The sequence below is a fragment of the Bacillus sp. 7_6_55CFAA_CT2 genome, from assembly GCF_000238655.1.
GTDB lineage: Bacteria > Bacillota > Bacilli > Bacillales > Bacillaceae_G > Bacillus_A > Bacillus_A cereus.
This window is the reverse complement of the sequence record NZ_JH414715.1, coordinates 75796-85991: the sequence shown is the minus strand read 5'-3', so window position 1 is coordinate 85991 and position 10196 is coordinate 75796. Positions and strand designations below refer to the sequence as shown.

Sequence of the window (10196 nt, the reverse complement as noted above, 5' to 3'; positions counted from 1 at the left end):
CGGAAGATTCCCTACTGCTGCCTCCCGTAGGAGTCTGGGCCGTGTCTCAGTCCCAGTGTGGCCGATCACCCTCTCAGGTCGGCTACGCATCGTTGCCTTGGTGAGCCGTTACCTCACCAACTAGCTAATGCGACGCGGGTCCATCCATAAGTGACAGCCGAAGCCGCCTTTCAATTTCGAACCATGCGGTTCAAAATGTTATCCGGTATTAGCCCCGGTTTCCCGGAGTTATCCCAGTCTTATGGGCAGGTTACCCACGTGTTACTCACCCGTCCGCCGCTAACTTCATAAGAGCAAGCTCTTAATCCATTCGCTCGACTTGCATGTATTAGGCACGCCGCCAGCGTTCATCCTGAGCCAGGATCAAACTCTCCAATAAAGTTAGTTTGTCTAGCATCTAAAATAAAAATTGACGTTTCACGTTGTTTGTTTCGTTCAGTTTTCAAAGAACTAAAAGCGGGTGAAGAGAATCGAACTCTCGACCAGAGCTTGGAAGGCTCTTGTTTTACCACTAAACTACACCCGCGTGGTCGGGAAGACAGGATTTGAACCTGCGACCCCCTGGTCCCAAACCAGGTGCTCTACCAAGCTGAGCCACTTCCCGTAATTGGCGCGCCCGAGAGGAGTCGAACCCCTAACCTCTTGATCCGTAGTCAAACGCTCTATCCAATTGAGCTACGGGCGCTTATTCATGATGTTTTTTCGTCGTTGTAATTTGGCGACTCAATTATCTTATCATACTACATTTTCAAATGCAAGTACTTTTTAAGATTTTTTTGATGCGGCCGAGAGGACTTGAACCTCCACGGGGTTTCCCCCACTAGGCCCTCAACCTAGCGCGTCTGCCGTTCCGCCACGACCGCGCGAAAAAAAACAAAAGTGAGCCATGAAGGACTCGAACCTTCGACCCTCTGATTAAAAGTCAGATGCTCTACCAACTGAGCTAATGGCTCGTAAATGGCTGGGCTAGCTGGATTCGAACCAGCGCATGACGGAGTCAAAGTCCGTTGCCTTACCGCTTGGCTATAGCCCATCGAAATAATTATCTTCTTTTCAAAGACAAATGTTATTGTACCATAATGTCCAATAAAAAACAACTGCTATATAGCAGAAGTTAAAATGGCGGTCCCGACCGGGGTCGAACCGGCGATCTCCTGCGTGACAGGCAGGCATGTTAACCACTACACCACGGGACCATTTGGTTGCGGGGACAGGATTTGAACCTGCGACCTTCGGGTTATGAGCCCGACGAGCTACCGTGCTGCTCCACCCCGCGACAATACTATTCATATAAAATTATATGGTGGAGGATGACGGGATCGAACCGCCGACCCCCTGCTTGTAAGGCAGGTGCTCTCCCAGCTGAGCTAATCCTCCAAAAGTGGTGACCCGTACGGGATTCGAACCCGTGTTACCGCCGTGAAAGGGCGGTGTCTTAACCACTTGACCAACGGGCCAATATGTATGGCAGAGAAGAAGGGATTCGAACCCTCGCACCGCGTTAGCGATCTACTCCCTTAGCAGGGGAGCCCCTTGAGCCACTTGGGTACTTCTCTGTATGGCTCCGCAGGTAGGACTCGAACCTACGACCGATCGGTTAACAGCCGATAGCTCTACCACTGAGCTACTGCGGAATAATGAAGACAATTTGTATCTTATAAAAATTCTCTCTGTAAGTCAAGAAGTTTTTAACAACATCTTGTTCAAACGTGACATGTTTATAATATACTGGATTGCGTTTTTACTGTCAAGATGTTTTCGATATCGGTTTGAGTTTCCCTTTACACTTTCCACAGACATATCTTTTTGTATTTATTTGACGCCTTCTTACATATTGAAGTGAACACTCCATACATTCATACTTATAAATCTTTTTTTCCTTCTCTTCATTAATCATTTGTTTACAAAAACGTGGTGCATCAACTTTCTTTAACAACTCACGAAATTCCCTGTCCCTGTGCTTATACCCTCTTCCTGCAATATGTAAGTGATAATGACAAAGCTCATGTTTAATAATCCCGACTAACTCTTCTTCACCATACACTTCGTAATATCGATAATTCAGTTCGATATTATGACTCTTCAATAAATAACGCCCACCAGTTGTACGTAATCTATTATTAAACACTGCTTTATGTAAGAACGGTACCTCAAAGTATTGTAGTGACACTTCTTCCACTAGTCGCTGAATTTCTTGCTCATCCACTCTCATTCCTCCTAAACAAAAAAATATTTTTACACTTTTCTCCCTTCTTATACATATATTAGATAGTACATATACCCATCCTCATGTAAGAAACGTGGTTTCTAAAAACAAAACATGAATAGAAATCCACTCACCAACCTCTCATCAATAGCATTTTAGATTTTTGAGAGCAGGATTAAACAAGGAGGGATTCCTATGCCTACGTGGCTAAAAAAACAAATGCAACGTGCATATTTCGAAAAAAACCGGTATCAAATTAAATTATTAAATGAATGCTGGTTTTATTATAGCAAAATACATCAAAGCTCATAATCCATTACACTTTTTATTCCATAAAAAAAGAGCAGTTTCGTCTGCTCTCTTCTCTTACTATTCAATCGGCAACATAGATAGTGCAACGCGTCCTTTTTTTGTATCAATATCATCTACCCATACTTTTACAATTTGCCCTACTGACACAACATCTAACGGATGCTTTACAAACTGTTTGCTAAGTTTAGAAATATGTACTAAACCATCTTGCTTTACGCCAACATCAACAAAAGCACCAAAATCAACAACGTTACGAACTGTTCCTTCTAGTTCCATACCACGTTTTAAATCTTCTAATTTCAAAATCCCTTTTTTCAGAAGTGGTTTAGGCAACTCATCCCTCATATCTCTTTCTGGACTAATAAGCGCATCTATAATATCAACTAACGTCGGCTCCCCAACTCCTGTTTCTTGAGATAACTTAGAAATCTCTACTTCTTCCAATCTCTTTTGTAATTGCGGTTGTCCTACGTCATCTATCGATAACCCTAGACTCTTCAATAACAATTCAACATTTTTATATTGCTCTGGATGAATACCTGTTCGATCTAATGGATTCGCTCCTTCTAGTATACGTAAGAAACCTATACATTGTTCATACGTCTTTGCACCTAAACGCGGGATTTTCTTTAATTCCGTGCGCTTTGTGAATTTCCCATCTTCTTCTCTCTTTGCCACAATATTTTTCGCAACAGTTTTCGATAAACCTGAAACATATTGTAACAATGCAACCGAAGCCGTATTTACATTAACCCCAACTTGGTTAACAGCTGTTTCTACTACAAATGTTAATGACTCATTCAGTCTCTTTTGAGATACATCATGTTGGTATTGTCCAACCCCAACTGATTTAGGATCAATTTTCACAAGTTCAGCAAGTGGATCTTGCAGACGTCTTCCAATAGAAACGGCACTTCTCTCTTCAACTTGTAAATTTGGGAATTCCTCACGAGCTAAATCAGAAGCTGAATATACACTAGCACCCGCTTCATTTACAATAATATAAAAGACATCTCGGTTCACACTTTGTAATACATCTACTATAAACTCTTCTGTTTCTCTAGATGCTGTCCCGTTACCAATTGCAATCATTTCAACTTGATATTTATCTATAATAGAAAGAACTTTCGTTTTTGCATCATCATATTTACGAACAGGTGGATGCGGATAAATAACATCGATATGTAGTACTTTCCCCGTATCATCTACTACAGACAATTTACAACCAGTTCTATATGCCGGATCTACCGCTAGCACGACTTTCCCTTTCATCGGAGGTTGTAATAATAAGTTACGTAAGTTCTCAGAGAAAATATGTATCGCTTGTTCTTCAGCTGTTTCTGTTAATTCTTTACGAATTTCTCTTTCGATTGAAGATTGAATTAATCGTTTATAACCATCTTCAATCGCTAATTGTACATAATGTGCACTTTTCGAATCGTTATCACGAATTACTTTCTTATTTAAGAAAGTTACTATCTCATCTACTGGCGGAACAACAGCAACTCTCAATATATCTTCTTTCTCGCCACGATTCATTGCTAATACACGATGTGGTACTACTTTTTGCAATGGTTCTTCATAACTGTAATACATTTCATATATATTCTTTTCATCTTTTTCTTCATCTTTCACGGACGAAGACATAACACCTTTTCTAAAAGTAACATTTCGAATCCAACTACGATACGCAGCTTCATCTGAAACCATTTCTGCAATAATGTCTTGTGCACCTTGTAAAGCTTCTTCTGCAGATTGCACTTCTTTCTCTACATTAATAAATTCCACTGCCTTTTTAGCCGGATCTTCTTTCTTATATAACAATAACCATTCAGCTAATGGTTCTAATCCTTTTTCTTTAGCGATTGTCGCTTTCGTTCTTCTTTTCTCTTTATATGGACGATATAGATCTTCTACTTCTTGCAACTTTGTAGCTTTAACAATTTGCTGTCGCAGCTCTTCTGTCAGTTTCCCCTTCTCATCAATAAGACGAAGAACTTCTTCCTTCCTATCTTCAAGTTGCATCATATATTGCCATCTCTCTAAAATCGTACGAATTTGCACCTCATCTAAAGAGCCTGTCCATTCTTTTCGGTAACGAGCAATAAATGGAACTGTGTTACCTTCTTCTGTTAATTGAATAACATGACGAACTTGCTTTTCGGTAAAGCCTAATTCTTTCACTAACATTTTCATTAACGCTTGTCGATTATCTACCATTTCCATATACAACCGTAACCTCCTCTATAATAAAAAAAGTTGCCCTTCAAAGAGAGCAACTTAAACTGCCGATTTAAAAATCTATTAGTCCTAAACTAATTTGTAACGCTTCATCTACACGACTCATCATCACTTCATCCAAATGAGTGATTTTGTCCGTTAAGCGTTGCTTATCGATTGTTCGAATCTGCTCAAGTAAAATAACAGAATCTCTCTCAAAACCATACTTTTTCGCATCAATTTCCACATGAGTGGGTAATTTCGCTTTTTGAATCTGTGCAGTAATAGCCGCTACAATCACCGTTGGACTAAAACGATTTCCGATGTCATTTTGAATGACAAGAACCGGACGAACGCCTCCTTGCTCAGAACCAACAACTGGGGAAAGGTCTGCAAAATACACGTCGCCGCGTTTTACAATCAAAATATTACCCCCCGCTAACTAAGCGTTCTACTGTATGAGCTGCTTCATACTCTGCTAAGAAAGCTTCAGATGCAATACCAAGATTAATTTTTCCCATTTCAATGTACCCACGTCGCATTGATTCATGTTGGTAGCGTTTCTTCGTCTTATGTTGACGCAATAACAATTGTGTTGCCTGGCAAATTAGTTCATGGCGATTCTTATTCTCTTGTTTTCCAATTCCGTCCAATTCCGTTACCATTTGCTTTGGCAACCGAACCACGATTTCAGTAGTTACACTTGATTCGGACACAAAAATACACCTCCACCGTCAACTACACACCCAAATATATATATGACACCTATTGTAATAATACCATTGTATGGAGCCTGTTGCAAAGACTTCCTTATTCCTTGCTTATGTTTTCCAATTCACAAACAAAACATTCATATTCTTAAATTTTTTATCTCATAACTAACTCAAAACAATAGAACCCCTCTTCAAAACTTACGTGCAACTTATATAAAAAATGATTATAAGTAAAAAGCTTCTCATCAAAAAGAGCTTATTATCCAGCAATGAACAGTCACTCCAATGACAAGAAGCAATCATACTACCTTCTATATATTGTTCAGGTAATTAATTATCTCTACAACCTTACCATTCCGTATAAATATTCTTGGCACACGGAAACTGATCGTTGCAATAATTTCATAATTAATAGTCCCTGAGTATTCCGCAACCTCTGTAGCGCTAATATACTCATCTCCTTGCCTTCCAATAAGCGTAACTTTCGTACCAAGTGGCACTTCACAAGGAAGATGAATCATGAACTGATCCATTGTTACTCGCCCTACAATCGGTACCCTTTTACCATTTATAAGCACTTCAAATCCTTGTAACCTTCTAAGCCACCCATCTGCATAGCCAATCGCTACAGTCGCAATCCATTCTTCAGTTTTCGTTCGATAGGTGACGTTATAACTAATTCCATCACCTTTAATTACCTGTTTAATATGAGCGACTTTCGTATGAAGTGATAGCGCCGGTTCTAATTCAAATGGTAAAAAAGGACGTATTTCTACAGAAGGAGATAATCCATACATTGCAATCCCAATTCGCACTGCATTAAATGTAATCCCTTGAAAACGTAACGTCGCAGCACTATTAGCTGTATGAACAAACTTAGGATCCACTCCGAATTCTTTCAACCAACTTAACTGCTCCAAGAACGTGTTATATTGCTTATCAAAATACGAAGTCTCAACCTCATCTGCCGTTGCAAAATGCGTGTATACTCCTTCTAACTCTAAAAACGGTGCACCCTCTAAACTCTTTAAAAATTCTTTTAGCTCTTTTCTTTCACGTATTCCAATTCTCCCCATACCACTATCAAAGTTAATATGGAATTTCATTACAGATGAACCATCCCAAAGTTTAATTGCTTCTTCCACCCATTCTTTTTGAAAAACAGTTAGCGCTACATCATTTTCAGCAGCTACATTTACATCACGCGGCGGCGAGGGACCTAACACTAAAATCGGTTCAGTAATACCAGCCCTCCGAAGCACTAAAGCTTCATCTAAAAAAGCAACAGCTAACCTTGTTGCACCTGCTTCTAATGCCGTTTTAGCCACCGGTACATAATCGTGCCCATATGCGTTTGCTTTAACTACAGCAAAAATCTCTACATTACTTGGGATGAACTCTTTAATATGTGTAACGTTGTTATAAATGGCATCTAAATCCACTTCCACCCAAGTGTCACGGTAAAATGGTGCTTCTTCCATAAATACACTTCCTTATACACGATATGCGAAGCTTATTCTTTTATATGCTTCTTTTATGAAATCCACCTTCAAACTAAGAAAAGACGTGGTGCACATATATCACCACGTCTAAGAAGTTTACTTCACCTGCTTCGCTGTAACTGAACGAGCAACCATTAACAGCTCCTTCGGCTCTAAACCTTTAGACACGAGCATATATTCTACTCCGTTATGCGACCACGTTACAGAGTCTTTCGTTAATGCACCAATCGTAAACCCAAGATCAACTGGTTCTCCACTTACACTTACCGCTGATGACGCCTCTGCAACTTTTGCCTTTTCTTGTATTAAAGTAAAGGATTTCTTATTTCCAGTGTATGTGAGTATCGCACGCTTGCCACTGTCTGTCTTCAACTCTTTTTCATCTTGCAGAGTCATACCTTGTGGTGTATCAAGTGGATACAAAATAGCAAACGGTTTGTCTTCTTTCGCTGTTGTTTGAACATCTACCTGTGCTCTAGACATATTTTGTTTCGTATCAAATGCACCTTTATCAAATTTCGCATCGAATTTCACTTTAGAGAAATCTACTTTCACAAGAACATTTTGATCATTATCCATTAACTTCACTGAAACTGGAGTCAAGTCGCTCTTATTCAATGTAATCTCTTGTCTCGGCAACATATTTTGATGTTGATAGTTTGTTTTTGTTTTAAAAATATAATACTTATCTGTTTTCTCAAAAGTAAGGTTTTTCTTGTCCTGCAAAATATCTCTTACAAGTGATTCATATAAATAAGCCTGGCTACTATTTTGCGGCCAATCACTTTGAAAACGGAAGCTCTTATTAAGTGCTGGCGTTAATACAAATACACCTTCTTCATTTCTCAAAATAATTTGGCTCTGATCTTTTTTTGCATTCTTTAAATTCACACGATAAAAAGACGGTTCCTTATGCCAAATCTCTACGTTATACTCTTGAGGCTCATTGCCTGTTTTAATAGATAATTTTGCCTCAGCTTGATAACTTTTCATCCCTTTTACTTTTGATTCTAAATCTCTCACGACATCATCTTGCTTCTTTTCCACACAACCCGCCAACACAAAAACGGTCAACAAACCGACAAGAACTAAAAACAGACGCCTTTTCATCAATTCAGCCCCTTTGCCCCTATAAATGAATGGAAGATGTACCTTCCTTATCGCTACCTCAAATATATGAGACAAAGATATAAAATATGCAGACTAGCGTGACGAGCTTTCTAAAACAACTTGAGCAACAGCAAATTCCTTACTATGACTAATTGATAAATGAACAATATACTCTGTACTTGTAATCAGAATTGGCTTACCTCTTTCATCATTTTTCACTTCAATATCTAAAAAACTCACTTCTTTTCCGATACCAGTACCTACAGCTTTTGAATACGCCTCTTTCGCTGCAAACCTTCCAGCTACAAACTCTGTAAGGCGACTTCCTTTCAGCTCCATAGCAACATTACGTTCATTTTCCGTTAAAATACGTTCCATAAATTTAAGCTTTCCATCTAGCATTTTTTCAATACGATTTAATTCAATAATATCGATACCAATCCCTATAATCATTTCGAAATCCCCTTCTTCTATTTAACTTTCTTCTTTCATATTGATAAGAATAACAGAGAATCTTTCTGATGCAAAAGGGGTGAAAGTAACCGTATGCTAATAAAATCCACTCATATTTCTTTACAACCGACTATTCTTACCTTACTTCTTATTCATTTAGTCATGATGATATTAGGCGACTTTTTTCTCTTACCACTGGCAGCCTCTAATGAATATATCGCTAAAGGAGAATGGTGGCGTGTCATAACTTCTCTTCTCGTACACGTAGACTTACAACATTTTCTTTCTAATAGTATTTTTTTGTTCGCTCTTGGTTCTTCTATCGAAAAGCAACTCGGACACTTTTCTTTTTTTATTCTATTTTTTCTCTCTGGAATTTCTGGAAATATTTCTTCTTATATTATTATGCCGCTTGAATATATTCACGCAGGTGCATCAGGTGGTATTTTCGGACTATTAGGTGCACAGTTATTTTTATTGTACAATCGATACCGCTCTTCAAAACCAAAAGAAATTGCCATTTTCTCAATTATGATTCTTCTATTACTACTATTTACTTTCTTTAACCCTTCTGCCAATCCGATCAGTCATTTAACAGGTTTAATAACCGGTGGCATTTTAACCCCTTTTTTAACCAAAAAAAAGATGGTGCAAAGCTTATTTAATATAAAAGCTTGCACCATCAATAATTTCTACATCTACTTGTTCACTTAAATCTCTCATTAATTGAAATAAAGACTCATCCTTCATCTTTGCCTCAATCATACAATCAATTTGCGGAACACTTCCCTTTATCCTTCTTAAAAAAGATAAAAATGCCTCTACATTAATATAATCTGCATGAGCTCTTGGATCTTTTCCCTCTCTAGGGCTAGAGATATGCATTTTAACCGGCAACAAAGACGTTTCCCACGTATGAACGACACGTGCCCAATCTTCATACCAATCTTCTTGCTCATTATTCATCATATGGTGATGCAAGTCAAATACGACGGGAATATCTAATTTTTCTCCTAAATATAATGTTTCCTCTAACGTAAAGGTTGTATCATCATTTTCTAATATAATCATTTCTTGAATACCCCTTGGGACATTCGACCAATTCTCTATAAAGCGCTCTAATGCAAGTTCTTTATCTTTATATCCTCCTCCAACATGCAGTACACATCGTTGCTTATGTTCAATCCCCATACCTTTTAATAATTTTTTGTGCATCTGCAATGTTTTTACAGATTGTTTAAAAACACTCTCCTCAGGTGAATTTAGTACAACAAAATGATCTGGATGGAAATCAATTCTCATATTCATATGAACTGCATATTCACCTAGTTTTTTTAAATTTTCTTTTAAAGGACGAATATAGTTCCACTCTAGCAATTCCTCATGATTCGCTAAAGGAATGAGCTTTGAACTGAGCCGAAAGAAAGATATGTCATGCCCTTTATTATGCTTTAATAAACGTAAACAATTTTCTAAATTGGAATTAGCAATTCTTTCAAGTTTACGAATTGCAGCAGCACGATCATCTAATTTCTGAAACTGTGCATACGTCATCGTTTGAGATGGAGATGCATTCTTCAAATGTACACTCATCGCAACGTAACCAAGCCTTACAAGCATATAACAGCCCCTTTTCTATCATAACTATTATGTAGTATGCACAATTATAGAAATAAAAAA

Annotated in this window: 10 protein-coding genes, 12 tRNA genes and 1 rRNA gene; 2 read left to right on the top strand and 21 right to left on the bottom strand. The window is 38.2% G+C overall.

Going from position 1 to position 10196, the window contains the following annotated elements:
• From HMPREF1014_RS27140 to HMPREF1014_RS27075, 14 genes are all read right to left on the bottom strand, one after another.
• A 16S ribosomal RNA gene (locus tag HMPREF1014_RS27140) occupies positions 1–379 on the bottom strand; the annotation flags it as partial.
• 76 nt (positions 380–455) lie between these two features.
• Positions 456–526: transfer RNA gene (locus HMPREF1014_RS27135), tRNA-Gly, on the bottom strand.
• Between the two features lies 1 nt (position 527).
• Positions 528–604 (bottom strand) — tRNA-Pro (locus HMPREF1014_RS27130).
• Positions 605–608: 4 nt separating this feature from the next.
• A tRNA-Arg gene (locus HMPREF1014_RS27125) sits at positions 609–685 on the bottom strand.
• Between the two features lie 95 nt (positions 686–780).
• Positions 781–863, bottom strand: a tRNA-Leu gene (locus HMPREF1014_RS27120).
• A 17-nt stretch (positions 864–880) separates the two neighbouring features.
• A tRNA-Lys gene (locus tag HMPREF1014_RS27115) sits at positions 881–953 on the bottom strand.
• A 5-nt stretch (positions 954–958) separates the two neighbouring features.
• A tRNA-Gln gene (locus tag HMPREF1014_RS27110) sits at positions 959–1033 on the bottom strand.
• A gap of 87 nt (positions 1034–1120) precedes the next feature.
• Positions 1121–1196 (bottom strand) — tRNA-Asp (locus HMPREF1014_RS27105).
• A 3-nt stretch (positions 1197–1199) separates the two neighbouring features.
• A tRNA-Met gene (locus tag HMPREF1014_RS27100) sits at positions 1200–1276 on the bottom strand.
• A 25-nt stretch (positions 1277–1301) separates the two neighbouring features.
• Positions 1302–1377 (bottom strand) — tRNA-Val (locus HMPREF1014_RS27095).
• Positions 1378–1382: 5 nt separating this feature from the next.
• Positions 1383–1457 (bottom strand) — tRNA-Glu (locus tag HMPREF1014_RS27090).
• Between the two features lie 8 nt (positions 1458–1465).
• A tRNA-Ser gene (locus HMPREF1014_RS27085) sits at positions 1466–1556 on the bottom strand.
• A 3-nt stretch (positions 1557–1559) separates the two neighbouring features.
• A tRNA-Asn gene (locus HMPREF1014_RS27080) sits at positions 1560–1634 on the bottom strand.
• A 113-nt stretch (positions 1635–1747) separates the two neighbouring features.
• On the bottom strand, positions 1748–2206 hold the full coding sequence (locus HMPREF1014_RS27075; protein ID WP_000344242.1) for a SprT family protein: 459 nt from the start codon (positions 2204–2206) through the stop codon (positions 1748–1750).
• 195 nt (positions 2207–2401) lie between these two features.
• Between HMPREF1014_RS27075 and cmpA the strand changes: the two genes are divergently transcribed.
• Entirely contained in the window at positions 2402–2518 is a 117-nt protein-coding gene (gene cmpA, locus HMPREF1014_RS27070; RefSeq protein WP_001143642.1) for a cortex morphogenetic protein CmpA, read from the top strand.
• Between the two features lie 57 nt (positions 2519–2575).
• Here the strand turns inward: cmpA and HMPREF1014_RS27065 are convergent, their stop codons facing one another.
• The 6 genes from HMPREF1014_RS27065 to acpS all read right to left on the bottom strand — a co-directional run bounded on the left by HMPREF1014_RS27065 (position 2576) and on the right by acpS (position 8516).
• Complete coding sequence (locus HMPREF1014_RS27065) at positions 2576–4744, bottom strand: Tex family protein (RefSeq protein ID WP_000426236.1); 2169 nt, start codon at positions 4742–4744, stop codon at positions 2576–2578.
• Positions 4745–4811: 67 nt separating this feature from the next.
• A complete protein-coding gene (ndoA, locus tag HMPREF1014_RS27060) occupies positions 4812–5162 on the bottom strand; it encodes a type II toxin-antitoxin system endoribonuclease NdoA (RefSeq protein ID WP_000635965.1) in 351 nt (116 codons plus the stop codon).
• Positions 5163–5166: 4 nt separating this feature from the next.
• The gene (locus tag HMPREF1014_RS27055) at positions 5167–5454 is read right to left on the bottom strand and encodes an antitoxin EndoAI (protein WP_000004570.1); all 288 of its coding nucleotides are present in this window, start codon (positions 5452–5454) and stop codon (positions 5167–5169) included.
• Positions 5455–5762: 308 nt separating this feature from the next.
• Positions 5763–6932 (bottom strand): alanine racemase, encoded by a 1170-nt coding sequence (gene alr / locus HMPREF1014_RS27050; protein WP_000390617.1) that lies wholly within the window; start codon positions 6930–6932, stop codon positions 5763–5765.
• Positions 6933–7049: 117 nt separating this feature from the next.
• Complete coding sequence (locus HMPREF1014_RS27045) at positions 7050–8063, bottom strand: LolA family protein (protein ID WP_000830136.1); 1014 nt, start codon at positions 8061–8063, stop codon at positions 7050–7052.
• A gap of 93 nt (positions 8064–8156) precedes the next feature.
• Positions 8157–8516, bottom strand: coding sequence for a holo-ACP synthase (gene acpS / locus HMPREF1014_RS27040; protein WP_000583417.1), 360 nt, complete (start codon positions 8514–8516; stop codon positions 8157–8159).
• Positions 8517–8609: 93 nt separating this feature from the next.
• Here acpS and HMPREF1014_RS27035 point away from each other — a divergent pair, with 93 nt between their 5' ends.
• Positions 8610–9230 (top strand): rhomboid family intramembrane serine protease, encoded by a 621-nt coding sequence (locus tag HMPREF1014_RS27035; protein WP_009327651.1) that lies wholly within the window; start codon positions 8610–8612, stop codon positions 9228–9230.
• Here HMPREF1014_RS27035 and uvsE read toward each other — a convergent pair.
• Complete coding sequence (uvsE, locus tag HMPREF1014_RS27030; RefSeq protein ID WP_000961161.1) at positions 9174–10136, bottom strand: UV DNA damage repair endonuclease UvsE; 963 nt, start codon at positions 10134–10136, stop codon at positions 9174–9176. The genes HMPREF1014_RS27035 and uvsE overlap by 57 nt on opposite strands.
• Positions 10137–10196: the final 60 nt, after the last annotated feature.

What these genes read in the sequence shown, in the direction of transcription:
- cmpA (WP_001143642.1), top strand. Translation starts at nt 2,402, where the DNA reads ATGCCTACGTGGCTAAAAAAACAAATGCAACGTGCATATTTCGAAAAA.
- HMPREF1014_RS27065 (WP_000426236.1), bottom strand. Translation starts at nt 4,744, where the DNA reads ATGGAAATGGTAGATAATCGACAAGCGTTAATGAAAATGTTAGTGAAA.
- alr (WP_000390617.1), bottom strand. Translation starts at nt 6,932, where the DNA reads ATGGAAGAAGCACCATTTTACCGTGACACTTGGGTGGAAGTGGATTTA.
- HMPREF1014_RS27045 (WP_000830136.1), bottom strand. Translation starts at nt 8,063, where the DNA reads ATGAAAAGGCGTCTGTTTTTAGTTCTTGTCGGTTTGTTGACCGTTTTT.
- acpS (WP_000583417.1), bottom strand. Translation starts at nt 8,516, where the DNA reads ATGATTATAGGGATTGGTATCGATATTATTGAATTAAATCGTATTGAA.
- HMPREF1014_RS27035 (WP_009327651.1), top strand. Translation starts at nt 8,610, where the DNA reads ATGCTAATAAAATCCACTCATATTTCTTTACAACCGACTATTCTTACC.
- uvsE (WP_000961161.1), bottom strand. Translation starts at nt 10,136, where the DNA reads ATGCTTGTAAGGCTTGGTTACGTTGCGATGAGTGTACATTTGAAGAAT.